The sequence below is a fragment of the Anaerolineae bacterium genome (genome assembly GCA_011176535.1).
GTDB lineage: Bacteria > Chloroflexota > Anaerolineae > Anaerolineales > DRMV01 > DUEP01.
The window spans coordinates 1-22,767 of sequence record DUEP01000100.1 but is presented as its reverse complement, the minus strand read 5'-3'; the positions used below and the strand labels follow the sequence as shown (position 1 = coordinate 22,767).

The following is a 22,767-nucleotide window of genomic DNA, read 5'->3' as shown; positions in this document are numbered from 1 at the left end:
TGCACCTCAAACTCATGCCGGGGGCCGACAAGGAGCAGGTGCTGCGCACCATGCAGTTGGCCGACCGCATCTCGGTCAACCTGGAAGCCCCAGGGGCGCGTTTCCTACAGCGGCTGGCCCCTCACAAACGCTACTGGGGCGAACTCCTGCAACTGCTCCGCTGGGTGGCCGAAATCCAGCAAGAACACCATCCGGCCGAGTTCGGCCTGCCGCGCTGGCCCTCCATCACCACCCAATTCGTCGTCGGCGCGGCGGGCGAAAGCGACCGGGACCTGTTGGCCGTGGCCGCCGAATGGCTACCGAAACTCACCCTGCGCCGGGTGTACTTCTCACCTTTCCGTCCCATTCCCGACACGCCGCTGGAACACCTGCCGCCCGAAGACCCTCGCCGCGCCCACCACCTTCACCAGGCCTTCTTCTTACTGCGCGATTACAGCTTTGTCCTCGAGGAACTGCCCCTGGATGAGCAGGGAAACTTACCCCGCCACAGCGACCCCAAGCAGGCCTGGGCCGACGCCCACCTGCGCGAGCACCCGGTGGAACTGAACACCGCCCCTAAAGAACGGCTGCTGCGCGTGCCCGGCCTGGGCCCGCGTCGCGTTGGGCTCCTCCTCCGTGTGCGCCGCGAGGTGCGCCTGCGCTCGGTCGAACAACTGCGGGCCCTGGGTTTCCCTGTCCAACGCATGAGCCCCTACATCCTCCTGGACGGCCGCCGCCCACCCCAACAACTACGCCTCTCCCTGCCCCTGGAAGAGGCGCTTCCCACCTGATGCGACTTTGAGTGTTCCTCCTGCGGTTTATCACTTGGCAAAACCCGCCTCATGGCGTAAACTATAGACGCTATGAGTCAAGGTTCACTTGCCTGGAACACCTTACAACCAACCTGGCTGAAAGAAGCCCTGGTGGAACTGGATGCGCCTCCGGAGCAACGACGTTGGCTCCGCCCTGTGCTGAAGGAATTCTTCGCCGCGCTGGTCAGGGCCATCGAGACGCATCACTTCACCGAACTGGAGAACCTGCTCCGCCGCTGGATCGCCAACAATCCCGACCAGACCGACGAGCCCTCCGAAGCGCCCTCTTTTTCCATCTTCCAGGTGGTGGTTCGGCTGCAGCAGGCCACTTATCGCGCCCTCCAGCGGGCGTGGCCTGGCGATCAGGCGGTCCAGGCCCAACAGGCCCTCCTTCCCGTGTGGGCTCACCTGCTGCCCTTCGCCGCGCGCGAGGAGATGCGCGAGCGCATCAAACGGGTCAACCGCCGCTGGGAGGAAGTGCAACGCGAGAAGGAACAACTGCACCAGGCCAAGTTGACCTTCATCTCCGTGGCCGCCCACGAACTGCGCACTCCCCTCACCGTCATCGAGGGCTATTCCGCCATCCTGCGTGAAGCGTTGGAGCGCCTGGGCAACGAGCAACTGCTGAACTACCTGGAAGGCATCCTGCGCGGCGCGGACCGCATCCGCGAAATCGTCAACGACCTGGTGGACATCTCCCTTATCCACGCCAATCTGCTGGAACTCTCCTTTCAACCTTTGTGGCTCAATCGCCTGTTCCAAAGCCTGGCCCTGGAATTCACCTCCGTGTTGCAGGAGCGAAACCAGACCCTGGAGGTCCGAGAGTTTCCCGGCAGCGACAGGCTCCTCTATGGTGATCCTGAACGTCTATACCAGGCCTTTGGCCACCTGCTGAGCAACGCCATCAAGTTCACCCCCGACGGCGGTCGCATCACCATTGACGGGCGTCTACTGCCCGGCTTCGTTGAAGTGATCATCCAGGACACCGGCATCGGCATTGCCCCCGAAGACCAGGAGTACATCTTCGACTTCTTCGCCCGATTGGGCAACCCGCTGACGCATTCCTCGAGCAAGACCAAATTCAAGGGCGGTGGGCCCGGGTTAGGCCTGCCCATGACCAAAGGGATCATCGAGGCTCACGGCGGCACCATCTGGGTCGAATCCCCGGGCCACGACGAAGCCCGTTGCCCGGGCTCCACATTCCATGTGCTCCTGCCCCTCTACGACGAACCGCCCCAAACCGACCTGGCCCATCTGGAAATGTATCGCCGTTTGGCCGAAACCCTACGACTCACAGAAGGAGAGCCCCATGAACATCCAACCCGCTGACCGAATAGCCTCATTTGGCGCCTACTTTTTCGCCCAACTGGGCAAGAAAATCGCCACCTTGAAGGCCGAAGGCCTGGATGTCATCCGCATCGACATCGGCGCGCCGGATCTGCCGCCTCCTTCAGCGGTCATCGAAACCCTGGTGGAAGAGGCCCGCCGTCCCGACACCCACGCCTACACCCCCTACGGCGGCACGCCCGACTTCAAAGAGGCCGTTGCCGAATACTACCAGCGCCGCTTCGGCGTCACCCTGGACCCGGCCACCGAGGTCCTGGCCCTCATCGGTTCCAAGGAGGGATTGTTCCACCTGGCCCAGGCCCTGCTCAACCCGGGGGACCTGGTCCTCATTCCGGATCCGGGGTACGCCACCTACCGGGCCGGGGCCAAAATTGCCGGGGCGGAGATTTTCTTCATGCCCCTGGAGGAAGCCAACGGGTTCCTCCCCGATCTGGACGCCATCCCCGAAGAGATGGCTCGACGGGCCAAACTGCTCTGGCTCAACTACCCTAACAATCCCACCGGCGCCGTGGCGCCTATGGCCTTTTTCGAAAAAGCTGTAGCCTTTGCTCGCAAGTATGACATCCTCATCGCCCATGATGCCCCCTATATGGACGTCACCTTTGAAGGCTACCGCGCGCCCAGCATCCTGGAAGTGCCCGGCGCCAAAGAAGTGGCCGTGGAGTTCAACTCCTTCTCCAAGGGCTTCAACATGGCTGGCTGGCGTTTAGGGATGCTGGTGGGCCACCCCGAGGTGGTGCGCTATGTGCATGTGTACAAAAGCCAGTTGGACACCTCCCATTTCCTGCCCATCCTGCGCGCTGGCGCGGCCGCCCTGCGCAACGCCGAACTGGACGAGTGGATCGCCTGGCGCAACGGGGTGTATCAGGAACGCCGCGACATCGTGTTGGAAGCCCTGAAAGAGACCCGCCTGCAGGCGCAAAAGCCCAAGGCCTCTCTCTATGTGTGGGCCCGCCTGCCCGAAGGCGAGCAAGACAGCAAAGCCTTCTGCGACCGCTTGCTGCGGGAAACCGGGGTGAGCACCACGCCCGGGGTGATCTTCGGCCCGCACGGCGAAGGGTATCTGCGTATCTCTTTGGGCACCGAGGCCTCACGCTTGCGTGAAGCCATGGAGCGCCTCATCCAATGGGACAAAAAGAAACGCGCATGAGCACCGTCCGCCAGGGCCAAATCCCACTGCCCACCCAGCCGCCCCAAGAGCACGCCTTCCTCGTGGGCGTCGAGATTCGCGGCAAAGAAGGGCCTTTGCCGCTGGAAGACTCCCTGGAAGAACTGGCCCGCTTGGCCGAGACCGCCGGGCTGGCGGTCGTCGGGCAAACCACCCAGCGCCTCAACCGCCCGAACCCCAAATACCTGGTGGGCAAAGGCAAGTTGGAAGAAATTCGCGCCCTGGTCGAGGAGACCGAGGCCGATGTGCTGCTGTTCGACGACGAACTCAACCCCCGCCACCTGCGCGAACTGGAGAACTACTTCGGCGACCGGGTGCGCATCCTGGACCGCACGGCCCTCATTTTGGACATTTTCGCGCAACACGCGCGCACCCGCGAGGGCGCGTTGCAGGTCGAACTGGCCCAATACGAATACCGGCTCCCCCGGCTGACCCGCGCCTGGACTCACCTGGCGCGGCAGACCGGCGGCGGTGGCGGACGCGCCGGACGCATGGGCGGCGTGGGGCTGCGTGGCCCCGGCGAAAAGCAGTTGGAGGTGGACCGGCGCGACATCCGCCGCCGCATGGACCACCTGCGCCGCGAGTTGGAGAAGGTCCGCGCCCACCGTCAACGCTACCGCGCCCGCCGTCGCCGCAATCGACTTCCTGTGGTCTCGCTGGTGGGCTACACCAACGCCGGCAAATCCACCCTGCTCAACCGCCTGAGCCAGGCGGGGGTCTATGTGGCCGACCAACTCTTCGCCACTCTCGACCCCACCACCCGGCGCATTGAACTCCCCGGCGGTCATCTGGCCCTGGTCACCGACACCGTGGGCTTCATCCAGAAACTGCCCACCTCCCTGGTCGCCGCCTTCCGCGCCACCTTAGAGGAAATCGCCGAGGCCGATTTGCTCCTCCATGTCATCGACATCTCCCATCCCCGCGCCACTGCCCAGGCCGAGGTGGTCTTGCGTACCCTGCACAATATCGGCGCGGCCCACATCCCCGTGCTTACCGTGCTCAACAAAGTGGACCTGCTGGAAGACCCTGAGCGTGCCCAGGCGTCCCTGTCCCGCTTTCCCAACGCCGTGGCCATCTCGGCGCTCACCGGACAGGGTATCCCCAAACTCCTGCAGGCCATGGCCGACAAACTCTACGCCACCTACACCCCGGTGGTGGTGGACCTGCCCTACGAACAGGGCGGCCTGATCGCCCTCTTCCACGAACTGGGACAGGTAGAGCGGGTGGAGCACCATCGCGGCAGGGTGACCATTCGAGGGCGCCTGCCCGGACGCCTCCTGGCCCGCTTTGCGCCGTTCATGGTCACCGCTTCCTCTGGGGAAGCCCTGCAAGAAACCACTGCCGAGTAGGCCTGTCCGAGAGGGAACCCCATGCTGGACGCTTTCAACCGTTTTCTGGACCTCGTGGCCGAGTACTTCGCTCACCGAAAAGGGCTCCTCCCCCTGGTGGGCCTGGCGCTGATCATCCTGAACCTGTTGATCGTGCTGGCGTTTCCTTCGGCCTGGCTGGCCCGCACCAACCTTTTCCTGCACTTAGGGCTCATCAGCGCCATCCTGGGCATCCTGCTGGCCTGGGCTTTGTGAGCATGATTCTGCTGTTCAACAAACCTTACGGCGTGCTTTCCGCCTTCACCGACCCAGAGGGTCGCCCAACGCTGGCGCAGTACATTCCCCTTTCCGATGTGTACCCGGCCGGGCGGCTGGATTTGCGCTCCGAAGGATTGCTGCTACTCACGGACGACGGCGCTGTGGCCCACCGCCTGACCCACCCGCGCTACAAACTGCCCAAGACCTACTGGGTGCAGGTCGAAGGGGTGCCGAACGACGAGCAACTGAACGCCCTGCGGGAAGGCGTGTTCATCAAAGGCGGCTATCGCACACGCCCTGCCAAAGTGCAGGTCATCCCTCCGCCGCCGCTGCCGCCCCGCCCCAAACCGGTGACGCCGCACGGCCCCACCACCTGGCTGCAGAACACGCTCACCGAGGGCAAGAAACACCAGGTGCGGCACATGACCGCGGCGGTAGGGTTGCCCACCCTGCGCCTGTTCCGCTGGCGCATCGGCCCCTTTACCGCCGTAGGGCTGCGCCCCGGCCAGTGGCGGGCCCTCACCCCCGGCGAGGAACGCACCCTGCGACGCGCTCTGCGCCTTCGCACACGCTAACCGGTGGTGGCCCTGCTTAGGAGGAGAAGGGCCCCTTCACCACCGACCGTCTGAATGGTCAGGCGGTCGGTGCGCTTTTTGCGGGAGGCGGCCATCCCCTCACCTCACCCAGGCAGTCACGGCCGCACCCCCCCATCAGAGGAGAGAACCATCCATCCCGCCACCATCCTCGTCTCAGGGCGCCAGGCACTGACTTTTTGGTCTGCCGATGCCTATCCCCTGCTGGGGGCGTTGCCCCATCTCCACTTCCCTTAGGGTGGTAGAATACCATCATCCCACCCAGGAGAGCCTGTCATGCGCCCCGATGGACGGCAAGCCGACGAACTGCGCCCAATATCCCTGACGCCCCACGCCGCGCCCTACGCCGAAGGCTCGGTGCTCATCGCCCTGGGGAACACCCGCGTGCTGTGCACCGCCACAGTGGAGGAAAGCCTCCCGCGCTGGATGGAGCAGGAGGGGCGTGAGGGCGGTTGGATCACGGCCGAGTACGCCATGCTGCCCCGCGCCACCCAAACCCGCACGCCGCGCACCAACTGGCAAAGCAGCCGCAGCCAGGAAATCCGCCGCCTCATCGGTCGCAGCCTGCGCGCCGCCTTCGACCTCAGCCTGCTGGGACGGCGCAGCATCACCGTGGACGCCGATGTGCTTCAGGCCGACGGCGGCACCCGCACCGCAGCCATCACCGGCGGCTATGTCGCCGTGGCGCTGGCGCTGCGCCCCTTGATCGCCGCAGAGGAAATTCCCGCCGAAGTGTTTCGCTCCCCCTTGGCTGCCGTCAGCGTGGGCGTGGTGGACGGCGTACCGATGCTCGATCTTTGCTACGCGGAAGACTTGCACGCCGAGGTGGACATGAATGTAGTCATGGACGCCCAGGGCCGCATTGTCGAGATTCAAGGCACCGCCGAGGGCGCGCCGTTCAGCCGTGCGACGCACGAGCGCCTGCTGGACCTGGCCTGGTCGGGCATCCAGCGGCTCCTGGCCGCTCAGCGGAAAGTGCTGGAAGAATAAGCCGCAGAGGGGGGCAGAAAGGCGCAGAGGGCACAAAGGCGGAGAACAGAAGCATAGAGGGGACAGAGAGCCCAGCGTTGAATCTCCTCTGCGCCCTCAGCGCCTCTTGAATCCTCTGCGTCTCCCTCCCCCCGCATTCCCTCATCCCAGGGTTCCCAATGGATCATCTCCGTGCCTACCTCGAAGCCCTGCGCCGCGAAACCGACGCCGAGGTGCGTGACGACCCGGCGTCGCGTTACCTCTACAGCACCGATGCCTCCATCTATCAGATCATGCCCCAGGCGGTGGTGTTGCCCCGCATCGAGGACCACCTGGCCGCCATCGTGGCCCTGGCCGCCGAATTCGGCGTGCCGCTGGTGCCGCGCGGAGCGGGGTCCGGCCTGGCCGGGCAGGCCATTGGGCCCGGCGTGGTGGTGGACTTCTCCCGCCACCTCAACGCCATCCTGGAGGTCAACCCCGAGGCCCGCACCGCCACGGTGCAGCCCGGCGTGGTGCTGGGCGACCTCAACCGGCATCTCGCCGCCTATGGCCTGCAATTCGGCCCTGACCCCTCCTCGGCCGACCGGGCCACCGTGGGCGGCGTCATCGGCACCAACGCCACCGGAGCCCATTCCATCCGCTACGGCATGGCGGCCGACCACCTGCTCGCCGCCGAGGTCCTCCTGGCCGACGGCACCTCGGACACCTGGGCGCCGTTGCCGCTGCCAACGGCCCAAAAACTGGCCACCGGGGCAGGGGCGTACAGTCGTACGCCCGCCGCCCTCTACCGCTTTGCCCTGGACCTGCGCACCCGCCACGCCGACCTCATCCGGGAACGCTGGCCCCGCCTCTGGCGACGCGCCTCGGGCTACAACCTGCCCTATCTGCTGCCCTGGGCCCCCGACCGCCCACCCCAGTGGGATGACGCCAACGGCATGCCCGGTGGGGACGCGACCTATCCCCCTCTTTCGCCCGACACCCTCTCCCTGGCCCCGCTGCTGGCCGGGTCCGAAGGCACCCTGGCGCTGGCCCGACGCCTCACCCTGCACTTAGTGCCTCGACCGGCGGCCAGGGCACTGGCCGTGCTGGCCTTTCCCTCCGTGGCCCACGCCTGCGAGGCCGTGCCCGACCTGCTGGAACGGCGCCCCTCGGCCATCGAACTCCTCCCCGCCGAACTGTTGCGCCTGGCCCTCACGGTCCCGGCCTACGCCCGCGACACCCACGCCGCCCTTGGTCCCTTGCTGCAAGACGGCCTTCCGCAAGCCCTCCTACTCGTCGAATTCGACGGCCAGACCCCAGAGGAAGCCCAGAGGCACGCCAGGAAAGCCCTGCCCCATGCCTTCCTGGCCGCCGATCCCGACCACCAGGCCCAAATCTGGGCGGTGCGCAAAGTGGGCCTGGGGCTGCTCATGTCCCGTCCAGGCCGTCGCAAACCGGTGGCCTTTATCGAAGACTTGGCCGTTCCCGTGGAGCGCCTGGCCCATTTCGCCCGCGAGATGGAGCGACTGCTGGCCGCCTATGGCACCGAGGCCGCCTTCTACGCCCACGCCTCGGCCGGGGTGCTGCACATTCGCCCCCTGCTCGACCTGCACACCGAACAGGGCGTACGCGACCTGAGGGCCATCGCCCAGGAAGCGGTGGACCTCACCCTGTCCGTAGGGGGCGTGGTCAGCGGCGAACACGGCGACGGCCTGGCTCGCTCCGAGTGGTTGGAGCGGCAATTCGGCTCCGAAATCGTCGCCCTCTTCCGCCGCCTCAAAAAGACCGCCGATCCCCAGGGCCTGCTCAACCCCGGCAAAATCGTGGACGCGCCTCCGATGGACGCCAATTTGCGCTACGGGCCCGAATACCGCACCCCCCACTTGTGGACGCCTACTCTGGATTTCTCCGCTCAAGACGGACTGGCGGGCGCCGTCGAACAGTGCAACGGGGCCGGAGTCTGCCGCAAAAGCACTGGGGTCATGTGCCCCTCCTTCCAGGCCACCCGGGAGGAACAGTATACCACCCGGGGCCGGGCCAACCTGCTCCGCGCCCTGCTCACCGGCGCTATCCCGCAAGCCGAAGAGGCGGCCAAGGACGCCCTGGACCTCTGCTTAGCTTGCAAGGGTTGCAAGGCGGAATGCCCCTCGGCGGTAGACATGGCTAAGTTGAAATACGAATTCCTCCACCACTACTACCGCACCCACCGCCGCCCTGTGCGGGACTATCTGTTTGCCTTTGTGGATCGGCTGGCCCCCTGGGGCGCGGCACTGGCCCCTGTAGCCAACCTCCTCACCCCCATCCTTCACCGGGCCCTGGGGGGGCTCATTGGACTGGAAACCAAAAGGCGGTCGCTGCCCAAACTGGCCTGGCGCTGGCCCCGCTCTCCCCTTCCCTCTCCCAGCAGGAGAGGGAAGGAGGGGCGGGGCGCGCGAAGCGCGGCCCAGGGGGGAGAGGAGAGGGCCCCCACCGTGCTCTACCTCCCCGATGCCTTCACCCGCTACTTCGAGCCCGAGGTAGAGCGAGCGGCCCTGGCCCTGTTGCGAGCCGCCGGGGAACGGCCCCTGGTGCTCCCCGTGGTGGGTGCGGGGCGCCCTCTGATCTCCAAGGGTTTTCTGGACGCGGCCCGCCAGCGCGCCCGGCGGGTGTTGGCCGCCGGGCAGCGCCTGGACCCCGACGGACAGTTGCCCATAGTAGGGGCCGAGCCCTCCGAAATCTACACCCTGAGCGACGAATATCCCGACCTTTTGCCCAGCGAGGCGACCCGCGCCCTGGCCCGTCGCGCCTGGCTGGTGGACGAGTACCTCCTGCGCCGCCCGGAAGCGCTCGAACGGCTGCGAGCCTTACGCCCCGCCGCAGACGAAGCCACGGTCCGCCTCCACGGCCATTGCTACCAGAAGGCCCGTCCTCCGGCCGAGGACGGGCAACCGGTGGGCGTGTCGGCCACAGTGGCCTTCCTGGAAGCCCTGGGCGTGCGGGTGGAGGTCATCGAGGCCGGATGCTGCGGCATGGCCGGGGCCTTTGGCTACGAAGCGGAACACGTTGACCTATCGTTCCAGATCGGCGAACTGGCCTTGTTCCCTGCGGTGCGGCAAACGCCCCTCGATGTCCCCGTGCTGGCCGTAGGCACCTCCTGCCGCCACCAGATTTACGACGGCACCCAGCGCGAAGCCATCCATCCGCTGGTGTACGCCGCCCGGCTCCTGGAGCCAAGCCTCACGCGCGCCCCGTCAGGCCACAGCATCATGGAAGGATGAAGGAGTCCACCTTGCCCCCTCTGAGCGGAGCATCCCGAAGGGACGCGGAGTCGAAGAGGGCACGGAGATATCCCCAGCCGCAGGCGGTGGTGGAGGGGAGCGTCTTCCCCCTGTCGGCTGAGCATAACTTCTACCTCAATTCGCCCGATGGGGCAATGGTTCGCCCCGCAGGCCGGCCAACAGGTTGGCGCAGGCCAGTTCGGCCATCCGCCGCCGGGTGGCATGGGTCGCCGAACCAATATGCGGCACGATGACGCAGTTAGGCAGGCGATACAACGGATGCGCTGGCGGCAACGGCTCGGGCTCGGTCACATCCAGCGCCGCACCGGCGATCCAGCCTTCCTGCAGCGCCCGCACCAGGGCGTCGGTGTCCACCACCGGCCCGCGGGCCATGTTGATCAGGTAAGCGGTGGGCTTCATGCGCCGCAAGGCGGCCTCGCCGATGAGCCCCCGCGTCTCTGGGGTCAGGGGGACGTGCAGGCTGACGAAATCGCTCATGGCCAGCAACTCATCCAGAGGCAGGCGCTGCGCCCCGTAGGCCGCCTCGGCCTCCGGCTTGGGCGTGCGCGAGGTGTACCCAATGCGCAGGCCAAAGCCCACCGCCCGCCGGGCCACCGCCTGCCCGATGCCGCCCAGGCCCACGATGCCTAAGGTGGCCCCCTGCAAGTCGGCCCCTAACCAGCGCGTGGGCGACCACAGCCCCCAACGCCCCTCGCGGGCGTCCTGCGCCGCGGGGAAGATGCCCCGCGCCACGGCCAGCAGCAACGCCAGGGTCAGGTCGGCCACGGCGTCGGTCAACACCCCCGGCGTGTGCCCCACGGGGATCCCCCGGCGTCGGCAGGCTTCCAGGTCGATGTTGTCCACGCCCACGGCCATGTTCGAGACCACCCGCAGGCGCGGCATTCGCGCCAACAAGGCCTCATCCACGCGGTCGATCAGCCAGGTCAACAACCCCTCCGCCTCGGCCAGATACGGCTCCAGGGAGGGATGCACGCCGGCCACGCCCTCCGGGCCGACCACCAGGCGCACCTGTGCCCGCAACGGAGCGATCCAGTCTTCGGGCAAAGGGTGCGTGAGCACCACGAGGGGCTTTTCGCTCATGATTTCCCTTCCTTCCAGAGCAACACATCCTCCGGGCGGTCCCAATCCACCGCCAAACGCCTGTCGGGCCACGGGACCAGGGCGGGCGGATAGCGGGCGAACAGCGCCCGACCGCCTACATCCCCTTGCAACCGACGCAACGCCGGGAACAGGGTGGCGGAAAAAAGCACCGGGTTGGTGCGCCGCCCTGCCACTTCCGGGGCCACCACAGGGGCTCCCGTGGCCCGGTGATGGGCTACCATGGCCCGGATCACCTCCGGCGTGACGAAAGGCTGGTCCACCAACAGGAAGACGGCGGCCTCGACCTTTTCCGGCAGCGCAGACACCCCCACCGCCACCGAGGTGCCCATGCCTTCCTGCCAGCGCCGGTTGACGCAGACCTCCACCGGGAGGTCGGCCACGGCTTGGCGCGCTTCCCTGGCCGCCGCGCCCAGCACCACAACCACCGGCGCCAGCCCGGCCTCCAAGGCCACCCGTGCCGCCCGATGCACCAGGGGCTCACCTTGCCAGCGAAGCAAGGCTTTGGGTCGGCCCATGCGCCGCCCCGCCCCGGCGGCCAGGACCACGCCGGCAATCGTCACCCACGCCTCCCGTCCCGGTTCACGAGAACGCGCCCAACCCCCGCAACACCCGCTCCGGCGTCAGGGGGAAGTCGTCGAACCATACGCCAACCGCCTGACGCATGGCCTGCATCACCGCCGGGGCGACCGGCAGGAAGGGCATTTCGCCCATGCCTCGGGCGCCCCAGGGGCCCAAGGGGTCGGGGTACTCGAGGATAAGCGGGCGTACTTTCACCGGCACATCCAGCGCCGTGGGAATGAGATAGGTGGACAGTCGGTCGGTGACCACCCGCCCCTGTTCGTCGTAGAGGAAGTGCTCCAGCAGGGTCCAGCCCAGGGCCTGCACCACGCCGCCTTCGATCTGGCCTTCCACTTGCTGAGGATTGATGGCCTGCCCCACATCGTTCCCTAAGATCACCTCCACTGGACGTACCTGGCCGGTGTCGCTATCCACCTCCAGGGCCACCGCCGCGGCCACATACCCATAGGTGAAGTTGGGCTTCGAGTGCCCGGTTTCGGGATCAAAGGGCGTGGTCTGCGGCGGATGATAGGTATATTCGGCTACGGCGGGGCGCTTTTCGTTGTGCCATTTCGCCAACGCCCGCTCACAGGCCCCTTTGATGGCGTTCCCCGCCATAAAGGTCATCCGTGACGCCGAGGCGCTGCCCGAACTCTCGGTAAGGCCGGTATCCGAGACCACCAAGGTCACTTTGTCCGGCGAGATACCCAACGCTTCGGCCGCCATCTGCACGAAGGCGCTATGCGCCCCCTGCCCCACCTCGGCCCCGGCATGGTACACCACGGCCCGCTCAATCTCCGTGCCGCCATAGAGTTCCACCCTGGCCCAACTATGCTCCGGGAAGCCAAAGGAAAAGCCCACATTCTTGAAACCGATGGCGAGACCGATGCCACGCCTGATATACGAGGGCGCAGGCTTACGCCACGCCGGCCCGGGCCAGCGTTCGTCGGCGTCTTCGGGCCGGTGCCAGCCCTGAGGCCCTTGCTCCCATCCGGCCGCGCGGGCGGTCTCGGCCAGCACCTCGGCCATGGTCACCCCTTCGGGCACCGGCGTCCCCACGGACATCAGGCTGCCCTCGCGGAACACATTCCGCATCCGCAACTCCACGGGGTCCATCCCCAACGCCTCGGCCAGCTTGTTCATCTGCATCTCCGCGGCAAAGATGCCCTGGGGTGCGCCAAAGCCGCGGAAGGCCGCCGAGGGCAGGTGATTGGTGTACACGCCGTAAGCGTCCACCCACACATGGGGGATTTCGTACGGCCCCGTGCAGGTGATGACGGCGTTCCCCAACACCTTGGTGCTGGTGTAGATGTAAGCGCCCCCGTCGGCGATGAGTTCCATCCTGGCGGCCACGATTTTGCCTTCTTTGGTGCCCCCCCATTTGGCGCGGATGATGAAGGGGTGCCGCTTGCCGTGGCCGATGATGGACTCTTCCCGGCTCCAGACGATCTTCACCGGGCGATCGATGCCCTGCTGGTGCAACCGCCAGGCGGCCAGCGCGAGCACGATTTGCACCGACATATCTTCCCGTCCGCCAAAGGCGCCGCCGATGGCCGGATAGATAACGCGCACCCTCTCCTCAGGCAGCCCCAGGGCGTGGGCGATCTGCTCGCGGTCTTCGTGAGCCCACTGCCCGGCCACGATGACCGTCACTCGCCCCTCTTCGTCCACATAAGCCAGGCCGGCCTCGGGCTGCAGGTAAGCGTGCTCCTGGGTGGGGGTACGATACTCCCCTTCAACAATCACATCGGCCTGGGCAAAGCCTTCCTCCACATCCCCCTTGCGGATGCGATATTCGACGAACACATTGGAACCACGCTCCGGATGCACCAGAGGCGCATCCGGCTGCATGGCCGCCAAAGGGTCGTCCACCACCGGCAGGTCCTCGTAATCCACCTCGATGAATTCCACGCCTTTGGCGGCGATTTCCGGGGTCTCGGCGACCACCAAGGCCACCTGGTCGCCCACGAAACGCACCCGGTCGGCATAGGGTTTGGACGAACCCGGGCCGCAGAGCACCGGCTGATCAGGCTCCATCAAACCGTACTCGTTCACCGGCACATCCTTGGCCGTGAACACCGCGATCACCCCCTCCAGCGCTTCGGCTTTGCTCGTATCGATACGCTTGACGATGGCGTGAGCCCGTTCGGCAAACTTGATCTTCATGTAACACTGGTTGGGCAAATCGATGTCGCCCGGATACTGCGCCTTGCCGGTCACCTTGGCAAGGACATCCACACGGCGGAACGGTTGGCCGATGATACGCGTCATGCTACCCCTCCGAAATTCGTTGGGCTTCTCGATGGACAATGCGGCGCAGGATGGCAATGGCCGTGGCGTAGGTGGGGTCCATCCCCCGGTAGGAAAGGCTACCCGCCCCCAAGTTCTTTCCCTTGCTCAAAGGAGTGGCTGAAGCATAGTGCAGGATGCCCACCTCAAAGGGCGTGCCGTGCAAGTTGACGATTTCATTGACCGGGTAACGTTTGGGGCGCACCATTTCGTACACCGCCGAGAGATACGGCCCGGCCTCCATCTCGATATCCGTGTACCCCTCCCGATAGAACACATCCATGTAGCGCGCGGTTTGCAAAAAGGTGCCGCGCACGGTGACCGCTTTTTGATTGTCCAGCACCGTGCCGTAAGTGAGGAAGGGCGCCACATGGCGGGCGGTGAAGGGGTTCCCAAAAAGGTAGGTGTTCTGCGAGTGCTCGTCGTGCACCACATTGGGGATCATCACATCGCCAATGGCGCCGTTGAGCGTGGCGGCCTTGCCCATGATGTAGACCCCCAGCACGCACCCCACCCGCTCGGCGACCAGGGTGAGGATGTGATAAGCCCCCATACCCAGTGGATAGTCGATATTGAGGATATACGCCTCGCTCCGCTGCAAGGTCTCCCAGGGCAGATCACGCAGGCGAGGGTCGACGCAGGCCTGGCGCAAACGGCTCAAGTCGATGACTTGAGCCTCCACATCAAAACTGTGCTCTGCAGGAATGCGCAGAATGCCCAAAGCCTCTTCGTGAGCCCGTTGCTCGGCGCGGGTGGGTTGCCCAGCGGGCGTGGCCTGATATTTCTTCAGCGCGTAATAGAAAAAGTTCTCTTTGCTCGAAGGCACCCGTCCTTCGCGAATCTGTCTCCATTCCTCCTGGAGCAAGGGGCCCTGGGAAGCCTCGACAAAGCGCATCAGGGTCGCCTGGTGGCGCAGGGCAAACCCAGCCAGCAAATTGGGGAAACTGTGCGGATTGCTCGAAACGAAATACACCGGCCGCTGGCGCAAATCGGGCACCCGTTGCTCGATCACCTCCCACCAGGCCAGCGTGGCCCGCCGGTACTCGCTCAGGGAACCGCTGAGCAAGCGCACCACTAAGCGTTTGGGTTGGCGCGCGATGGCGTCCAGATGGGCCGGGAATTCCGCGCCCCGGATGGCCCACAAACGGCGCACATCCTCCAGGGGCAGGTGTAACGCCCTGGCCAGAGCCGCATCGGGTACTGCGTTCTGTTGCAGGGCCTCCCGAAACGCCTCGGAGGTTTCCTGAAGCAGGCGCTGGAGTTTGTTCCATTCCACCTGCAACGCGGTGAGGATGGGCAACACATCGTCGATGTCCGAGCGGCTGGCAATATAGCAGGCCAGAGTCTCCTCGCCGTCAAAGAAGCACGGACGGCGGCGGGCTTTGGCCGAAACCCGCTCCCAGGTCTCCACCTCGCCGATATCGAAATCACGAAACACCTGCGGGCTCTGCCCCAACACCACCCTGCGGGTGCGGAAGATGCAATCGGGGAGGCGCAACACACTGTAGATCAGCGCGCCCGGATCGGGGTCCGACGCCGCCGCCCCGGGGTGCAGCAGGGACCCCATGCGCAGGTGTACCTCCTCCAGGGCCCGGATGGGCACTTCATCGGTGCTCCGCAACAGAGAGTAGTAGGTGCGTTGGTAGAGTTCGATTTCCTCGGAAGCGGTTTGGGGCACCGTGCGTTCCATCAGAGGTCATCCTCGGCAGAAGGTTGCTCGGTCAGCGCCTTGAGCAAGGCCAGCAAGAGCATGTTGAGCAAAACGGCAAGCACCTGAAACAGGTAGTACCAGAGGCCAAAAGCCAACACATAGAAAAAGAGGTCGGGGATTGGCCCCGGTACCTGGAGGGCAGGGATAGGGCGATACCACGGCTGCGTCTTCATCCAGGGCACAGTCCATAACACCATACCCAGGCTCAAAACGGGCGCCAGGCCCTGCAGCACGCGCAACAGCCGTTTTCGCGGGCGACGCACCGAGGCCCGCAGGTCCCAGGGCATATCCGGCGTCGCCTCAAAAGTGCGCAGCAATGCCGCGTAGATCAGGCCCAGAAGGCCATACAACAGCACTCCATAAACCAGGGTGAACAAAACTTTGGCCAGGAGATAAGGGTCAGCACCCTGGAAACGCAAGCCCGGCGAAGCGTCCACCCATTGGCGCACCGCCTCATTTTGCAGGGTCAACACCGCCAGGGCGTATCCCAGCACCAGCAGGATGACGGCAAACAGACAGCCCAAGGGCCCCCAAAGTGGGTGAGCCTGCTCCCAACGTTGACGCCAGGAGGGCAAAGGCGAACGGCCAAAGCGGTCATATCGGCCCATCAGCCACCTCCGCGCACCGCCTGCTCCACAGCCCGCACGATTTTGTAGTAACCCGTACAGCGGCAGAGGTTGCCGCTCAGCGCCCAGCGGATGCTTTCACCGTCTAGGGCTGGCTTCTCCTCCAGCCATTTGGCCGCCGACATGATAAAGCCCGGGGTGCAATAGCCGCACTGCACTGCTCCGGCCTCTACAAAGGCCTGCTGCACCGGATGCAGGCGCTTCTCTTGCGCCAGGCCCTCCACCGTCACCACCTCGGCCAGGTGAGCGCGCGGGGCAGGCACCAGACAACTCATCACCGCCACTCCATCCAGATGCACAGTACACGCCCCACATTCGCCCTCGGCGCAGCCCTCCTTGGGGCCGGTAAAGCCCGCCTCGTCGCGCAAGAAATCCAGCAAGGACTTCTGCCACCCGGCCCGCAAGGTGTGCCGTTGCCCGTTGATGGTGACCTCAATAACGTTTTCCCGCCCTACCTCGAACCGGACCCCCTGGGCGAGGGGCTGACCCCAGGGGCTACGAGCCTGCCCCCACAACAACGGCGGCTCCGCGGGCACTTCCTCCCGTTCGCGGCCCTGGGCCAGGGCTTCCAGAGCCCGCCGCACCAACACCTCCACCATCTTGCGCCGATACGCCGCCGAGCCACGCAGGTCATCGATGGGGCGCGCCGCCCGCACGGCCAACCGGGAGGCCTCGGCGATGGTCTCATCGTCCAGGGTCTTCCCGGCCAGATAGGCCTCGGTCTCCTTGGCATGGACAATGGTAGGCGCAACAGCACCCAGAGTGATGTGCGCCTCCGCCACCCGACGCCGGGCTTCGTCGGCGAAAGTGAGGACCACCGCCGTGTTGACCACCGAAATCGCCTGCGCCTGCCGCAGGCCCAGTTTGAGGAAAGTGCCCCGCTGGTTGGGTTGCAGCGCCGGGAAGGCGACATCGGTGAGTATCTCGTCAGGGCGCATCACCGTGCGGCGCACGCCGGTGTAAAAATCCTCCAGCGCCACGGTGCGCTCCCCGGTCTTGGAGCGCAGGGTGACGCGGGCACCCAGCGCCATCAAAGGAGCAATGGTGTCGTTGGCCGGGGAGGCGGTGATCAGGTTCCCGGCCACGGTGCCCCGGTTGCGTATTTGCGGCGAGCCAATCTCCCAGCAGGCCTTGACCAGGGGAAAAGCCCGCTGGCGTAACAAGGATGAGGCCACCACATGATTGTGCGTTACCAGGGGACCAAGATGCACCCAGCCTTCCTCGTCCAGGCGGATGGCCTCCAGGCCGGGGATGCGGGTGATGTCAATCAAGGCCTCCACCTCAGGACGTTGGCCACGTTTAAGTTCCAGCATCAGGTCAGTAGCGCCAGCGACAAGGCGGGCCTTGGAACCGAATTCGGCCAACGCATCCAGGGCTTCGTTCAGCGTGGCGGGCAGGATGTAGGTCTTCCACATGGGCGGACTCCTTCTACAAAGTGCGGTCAAGTCGGTCGGTCTGAGCGATAACCCAACGGCGCAATGTTTCGGCCAAATACAGGATGTCTTCGATATCCCGTGTGCAAATGGTATCCAACTCCAGGGGAGATTTCGTGGTAAAAGTGCACCAGACGATTACGGTATCTAGCCAATAAAGCCATCAAATGGGCATTCCGTGCATCCAAAACGCCCTTGCTACCTAAAGGCAAGGCGCGAACACGCACTACCATGCGCTCAATCCAGGCCAAGCGATCGGCCACAATGGGCTGATTCACCTTCCCGGCCATCACGTGACTTTACCCCCTCTCAAGATCAAATTCAACCGCTCGAGGAATCTCCAGGAGTTCCTCCAGGGCTAAGGCGAATTCCACTTGTTCGTGCAAGCCGAAGGTCGCCTCACCAGTCGGCTTAGCCCCAATACCTACATCGGAAGAGCCAGGGGTCAATCGTTCCCGTTGTCCCAAAGCCCATTTCAGCACCTCTTGAGCGCGCCTGTCAAAGGCGTACAAAATCTCAATACCAAACCGTTGGCACAACGCCGCGAGTTTTCCACGCCGATCCTCAGGCCTCATCGCGTCACTCCAACAACCCCAGAACAACGGGCAACAACTGCTTCTTGCGCGAAACCACGCCCTCGGCGACGCGGGTGCCGTCAGGCAATTTGGGATACGGCAGGTCGTCCAACACCTCCGGCGGGCTGGAAAGCACCAGGCGGCTGGAGCCTTTCACCACATCGGTCACCATCAGGATGGCAAAGTCGGCCCCCTGGCTCTCGCGCAACCGCTCCAACGCCTCGCGAATGGCCTCCAGATATTCGTCCAGTTGCACCAGATCGGTCACCTCCACCTGGGAGATGAGGAAACGGTAGGCGCCGGCTTCGTATTGCTTCATGTCACCGCTGACAATTTCCTCCGGCGTACGTGAAGAAAGCCCGGCGCCGGCTTGCAGCAAAGCCTGGCCAAAAGAAGCCAGGGTTTCCCCGGCCAAGGGGCTGCCGCCCACAAAGGCCCAACGGGCCAGGCGCTCCGCGGCCTCTTTATCCCTCTTTGTGGTAGTGGGCGAGGTCAGCACCAGGGTATCGGAGAGCAACCCAGCCAAAAGCACGCCGGCGATCTCCGGCGGGGCGCTGAACCCAGCCTCCTCGATACGCTCGGTGACCAGGGTGCTCGTGCTGCCCACCACATCCACCGTGAAGCGGATGGGACGCTTGGTGTGGGGGTTGCCCAAACGATGGTGGTCGAGGATTTCCACCACCTCGGCTTCCTCGATGGCGCCTACCGCCTGCCCCGGCTCATTGTGATCCACCAACACCAGGCGCAGCCGTGGCGGGTTGAGCAGGTCGCGCTGGCGGCACACGCCGGCATAACGCCCGGCCTCGTCCACTACCAGGAAAAAGTTGCGCTCCTCGCGAAAGATGCGCGGCAAAGCATCGCGGATGTGGTAATCGGCGCGAAAGCGAGGCACCTCGGTATCGGCCGCCTCACGGCTGGGCAGGTCCAGAATAGCAGCGATGGCCTGGGAGCCCTCCCGCACCCGCGGGCCGGTCAGTTTGACCAGGAACTCAAACAGGCTCAGGCCGGTGATCAAGCCGTAAGGCGTGCCGTCCTCGTTGAGCACAGGGACCACCCCACCGGTACGACTGGCGATGGCCCACGCCTCGCGCAAAGGCGTTTCCGGCAGCACGGTGTCCAATCGCCGGGCCACGGCCCCGAAACGCGGCGAAGCGTCGGTGAGCAACACGGGCGGTTCCAGACCCAAGCGCTCCAGCACCCAACTGGTCTGCGGGTTCAGCGAGCCGGCGCGGGCCGCCACAGCGTTCACTTCATCCCGTTCGCGCAACAGCCAAGCATAGCCCAGGGCCGAGGCGATGGAATCCGTATCGGGGTTAACATGACCGACGACATAGAGGGGTGTTCCGGGCATGAAAGGCCTCCATAAACAGTGCTAGCGCACCCTTATTGTAATCGATTTTCAGCAGCAGGGCCCTTTGGTCGCGTGGCAGGACAACACAAAAAGAGCCGGGGCCTTGCTCACGGCTCGATGGTCTGATGCGGAGCGTTTGGCTTACGGCGCGTCTCCATCGTTGAGCAGGTTGGCCTAACGGCCCAGAGTGTTCATCCACAAGCAGGGCCGTTTCTCACGCAAAAAAGCCCTTCCCAGTAATGGAAGGGCTCACAAAGATCGCCGGGGGCAGGAATAAAGGCCCATAAAGGCCGCTCAGGAGGCCTCCGCGCGCAGCGCCCGCCAGACCTTCTCCGGCGTCAGCGGGTTGGCGTCGATGTCCACGCCCACGGCGTCATAGACCGCGTTGGCAATGGCTGGCGCGATGCCGTTCATCGGGATCTCCGAGACCGACTTCACCCCAAAGGGATGCGAGGGTTCGAAAGTTTCGACGAAAATGGTCTCCACGCGGGGCATCTCGTTGGTTTGGAAGACATGATAGTCCCGGAAGGAGCGTTGCAACGGGCGGCCCGCCTCGTCCACCGTGAGTTCCTCACAGAGGGCGAAGCCCAGGGAGTGCTGCACCGCCCCTTCCACCTGGCCGCTGGCGCCCAGCGGGTTGATGATGACCCCAGAATCGAGCACCGTGAGGATGCGCTCCACCGTCACCTGGCCCGTTTCGGTGTCCACTACCACCTCGGCGAACTGGACGCCGAAAGGCGGCGGTGACTTGGGCGTCCACATGGAGGCTGAGCCCATAATTTGCTCATGGTCCTCGAGATGCAAGGCGTTAAGCGCGCTCTCAGCGAAGGTCACCGCGCGCCCATCCGGAGCCATGGCCTTGCGGTCGGCCAGTTGGATGTCCTCCGGCCTGACCTCCGGGCCGTCGCCCCGCTGGTTCAGCAACCGCGCGGCACGGATACGGATGCGCTCGGCCACCACCTCGGCCGCGCGCACAGCCGCCCCGCCGCTGATGTAGGTCGTGCTTGAGGCGTAAGCCCCCTTGTCGAAGGGGGTGAAGTCCGTATCGCCGGAGTGCACGATGATGTCTTCCACGGGCACCCCCAGCACCTCGGCCACCATTTGGGCGATGACCGTATCCGCACCGGTGCCGATGTCAGCGCCCCCGACCATGAGGTTGAAGGACCCATCGTCGTTCATCTTGATAAACGCGCCGCCCATATCCAGGTAGGGTATGGCCGTGCCCTGCATGATGAAAGCCGCCCCGATGCCGCGCCGCAAATGCGGCTTGCCGGGCACCTGGTGCCATTCAGGGTTGCCGTACTTCTCATCCCAGCCTATAGTCTCCCGTCCCACGCGCACGCATTCGGCCAGGCCATTGGTCTCGATGACCTCGGGGCGAGGATCGCGTCCTTCGCTCCAGGCGCGGCTGAAGGGATGCAACTCGCCGGGCCGCAGAGCATTCTTCAGGCGGAACTCCAACGGGTCCATACCCAAGGACCGGGCGATTTTATCCATGTGCCGCTCTACGGCCCATGCGCCCTGCGTGGCTCCATAGCCGCGATAGGCCCCGGCCGGCACGCGGTTGGTGTAGGCCACATCGGCGTAAAAGCGGATGTTGGGGTCCTCGCGGTACTTCCCATCGCCGGGGTAAAGGGCCAGAGGCTTGTGGCCCACATTCCCCGCCACGGTGAGCGCGTGGCCGCCGTAGGCGCCGGTATCGGAAATCAAGTACATGGCGTTGGCCGTCAGCGTGCCGTCTTTTTTCACGCCGGTCTTTATCCGGATGATCATACGGTGTCGGCTGCGGGCTTCCAGGAACTGCTCCTCACGGGTCATCATGTAAAGCACCGGTCGACCAGTGGCGATGGTCAGATGGGCGGCCACATCCTCGGTCAGAATCTCTTGCTTGCCGCCATAACCATCCCCCAGGCGGGGCTTAACCACACGGATACGTTTGACGGGAAGTTGCAACACATCGGCCAACATACGGCGCACATGGAAGGGCACCTGCGTGCTGGTGCGAATCACCAGCCGCCCGTCCTCATCCCAGTAGGTCACGGTGACATGCGGCTCCACATGGGCGTGCTGCACTTTGGGCGTCTCGTACTCGGCCTCGAAGATGTAATCCGCTTCTTCCAAGCCCTTCTCCACATCGCCCAGGTCGATACGAATTTTGGCCGCCAGATTGCGCTGCGGGTCGCTGTCGCCAAAGCCAATGTAATCCTCCTCGTCGTGGATCACCGGCGCGCCTTCCTTCAAAGCCTCACGCGGGTCGAACACCGCCGGCAGCGGTTCGTATTCCACCTCGATGAGCCGCAGCGCCTCTTCGGCGATCTCCTCACTCTCGGCGGCCACAAAGGCCACCCGGTCGCCCACAAAGCGCACCTTGTTGTCCAGCGAAAAGGTGTCCTGAGGGCCAGGGATGGGGTAAGACTGCCCGGCGGTGGAATGCGGCACGCGAGGAAGGTCCTTCCAGGTGAGCACGGCGTGCACACCAGGCAACGCCTTGGCCTTGCTCACATCGATGCGCTTGATGCGGGCATGAGCCACCGGGCTACGCAGCACCTTGGCCACCAGCATCCCCGGGAGTTGAATATCGGCGGTAAAGGCAGGGTTGCCCAAAGCCAGTTTGACAGCATCCGCCTTGGGTTCCGGACGCCCCACCCGGCGATAAGCGGGCACCTGCGGGACGAGATACATCTTGGGGAAAACCTGCCCCTGGAGCGTCTCCCGTTCCTCCGAGGTGAGAACCGGCCCCACACGTTCGGCCTCGTCGGCCCCGGGCTCCGGGGTGGTTTCCGCCACCTTTCGGACAGTGCGCTCCCAGACTTCCGGAACCGTCTCCTGGGCTTCCCCACGCAGGCGTGCGGCGGCCAGCAACACGGCCTGAACCGGCTTCACCCCGCCGGTATCGCGTACCAAAACGCCCGAAAGCGCCTCGCGCACCTCTTCTTCGGTGGGGTTGGGATTGCGCTCCAGCAGATGCTTGGCCAGCAAAATCGTCCCCGGGGTGTTGTACCCACTTTGAATGGCGCCCGTTTCCACAAAGGCCTGCTGGATGACATGCAATCCCTGAGTATCCTTCCAGCCCTGCTCCGGGTGCTCACCCAGGGCTTCGATGGTGGTGATATCGTGGCCTTCGGCCTGAGCGGCCAGCATCAGGCAGGAAGCCGCAGGCTGGCCGTCGAGCAACACGGTGCAGGCGCCGCACGCGCCTTCATCGCAGCCGTAGCGCACACTGGTGAAGCCCAAATCACGCAACGCCTTGAGCAGCGTGGTGCGTGGGGTGACCTCCAGAGAATAATCCCGGCCGTTTACGCGCAGGTGAATGTTCATCATGAGCCTCCTACTCTCGATTGGTCAAAGGGAGCAAACACACCCGGATATGGCCTTTGGCAACACTTAGGATGGCCCCTTGGACCAAAGTTGA

At 64.9% G+C, this 22,767-nt stretch carries 16 protein-coding genes; 8 read left to right on the top strand and 8 right to left on the bottom strand.

The features are described from left to right. From G4O04_08945 to G4O04_08910, 8 genes are all read left to right on the top strand, one after another. Positions 1-770 (top strand): radical SAM protein (locus G4O04_08945; protein ID HEY58641.1); only part of this gene is annotated, 770 nt, incomplete at its 5' end. Between the two features lie 72 nt (positions 771-842). Beyond that, on the top strand, positions 843-2,120 hold the full coding sequence (locus G4O04_08940; protein ID HEY58640.1) for a HAMP domain-containing histidine kinase: 1,278 nt from the start codon (positions 843-845) through the stop codon (positions 2,118-2,120). Then, complete coding sequence (locus G4O04_08935; protein HEY58639.1) at positions 2,101-3,288, top strand: aminotransferase class I/II-fold pyridoxal phosphate-dependent enzyme; 1,188 nt, start codon at positions 2,101-2,103, stop codon at positions 3,286-3,288. The genes G4O04_08940 and G4O04_08935 overlap by 20 nt, the downstream gene beginning before the upstream one ends. Beyond that, on the top strand, positions 3,264-4,655 hold the full coding sequence (hflX, locus tag G4O04_08930; protein HEY58638.1) for a GTPase HflX: 1,392 nt from the start codon (positions 3,264-3,266) through the stop codon (positions 4,653-4,655). Before G4O04_08935 ends, hflX begins: the two co-directional genes overlap by 25 nt. A 21-nt stretch (positions 4,656-4,676) precedes the next feature. Then, a complete protein-coding gene (locus tag G4O04_08925; protein HEY58637.1) occupies positions 4,677-4,889 on the top strand; it encodes a hypothetical protein in 213 nt (70 codons plus the stop codon). Next, entirely contained in the window at positions 4,886-5,467 is a 582-nt protein-coding gene (locus G4O04_08920; GenBank protein HEY58636.1) for an rRNA pseudouridine synthase, read from the top strand. Before G4O04_08925 ends, G4O04_08920 begins: the two co-directional genes overlap by 4 nt. A 294-nt stretch (positions 5,468-5,761) precedes the next feature. Next, the gene (gene rph, locus G4O04_08915; GenBank protein ID HEY58635.1) at positions 5,762-6,475 is read left to right on the top strand and encodes a ribonuclease PH; all 714 of its coding nucleotides are present in this window, start codon (positions 5,762-5,764) and stop codon (positions 6,473-6,475) included. 158 nt (positions 6,476-6,633) lie between these two features. Next, positions 6,634-9,690 carry an FAD-binding protein gene (locus G4O04_08910; protein HEY58634.1) on the top strand — a complete coding sequence of 1,019 codons (3,057 nt, stop codon included), beginning with the start codon at positions 6,634-6,636 and terminating at the stop codon, positions 9,688-9,690. Between the two features lie 135 nt (positions 9,691-9,825). Here G4O04_08910 and G4O04_08905 read toward each other — a convergent pair whose 3' ends face one another. The 8 genes from G4O04_08905 to G4O04_08870 all read right to left on the bottom strand — a co-directional run bounded on the left by G4O04_08905 (position 9,826) and on the right by G4O04_08870 (position 22,673). Next, the gene (locus G4O04_08905) at positions 9,826-10,791 is read right to left on the bottom strand and encodes a D-glycerate dehydrogenase (protein ID HEY58633.1); all 966 of its coding nucleotides are present in this window, start codon (positions 10,789-10,791) and stop codon (positions 9,826-9,828) included. After that, positions 10,788-11,372 carry a nucleotidyltransferase family protein gene (locus G4O04_08900; protein HEY58632.1) on the bottom strand — a complete coding sequence of 195 codons (585 nt, stop codon included), beginning with the start codon at positions 11,370-11,372 and terminating at the stop codon, positions 10,788-10,790. The genes G4O04_08905 and G4O04_08900 overlap by 4 nt, the downstream gene beginning before the upstream one ends. A gap of 19 nt (positions 11,373-11,391) precedes the next feature. After that, positions 11,392-13,641, bottom strand: a complete 2,250-nt coding sequence (locus tag G4O04_08895) for a xanthine dehydrogenase family protein (protein ID HEY58631.1) — start codon at positions 13,639-13,641, stop codon at positions 11,392-11,394. A gap of 1 nt (position 13,642) precedes the next feature. Then, a complete protein-coding gene (locus G4O04_08890; protein ID HEY58630.1) occupies positions 13,643-15,349 on the bottom strand; it encodes a hypothetical protein in 1,707 nt (568 codons plus the stop codon). Then, positions 15,349-15,978 carry a hypothetical protein gene (locus tag G4O04_08885; protein ID HEY58629.1) on the bottom strand — a complete coding sequence of 210 codons (630 nt, stop codon included), beginning with the start codon at positions 15,976-15,978 and terminating at the stop codon, positions 15,349-15,351. Before G4O04_08885 ends, G4O04_08890 begins: the two co-directional genes overlap by 1 nt. Beyond that, positions 15,978-17,411, bottom strand: coding sequence for a 2Fe-2S iron-sulfur cluster binding domain-containing protein (locus tag G4O04_08880; GenBank protein HEY58628.1), 1,434 nt, complete (start codon positions 17,409-17,411; stop codon positions 15,978-15,980). The genes G4O04_08885 and G4O04_08880 overlap by 1 nt, the downstream gene beginning before the upstream one ends. Before the next feature lie 597 nt (positions 17,412-18,008). Further along, positions 18,009-19,355, bottom strand: a complete 1,347-nt coding sequence (locus G4O04_08875) for a CBS domain-containing protein (protein HEY58627.1) — start codon at positions 19,353-19,355, stop codon at positions 18,009-18,011. Between the two features lie 294 nt (positions 19,356-19,649). Next, positions 19,650-22,673, bottom strand: coding sequence for a molybdopterin-dependent oxidoreductase (locus G4O04_08870; protein ID HEY58626.1), 3,024 nt, complete (start codon positions 22,671-22,673; stop codon positions 19,650-19,652). Positions 22,674-22,767 lie beyond the last annotated feature (94 nt).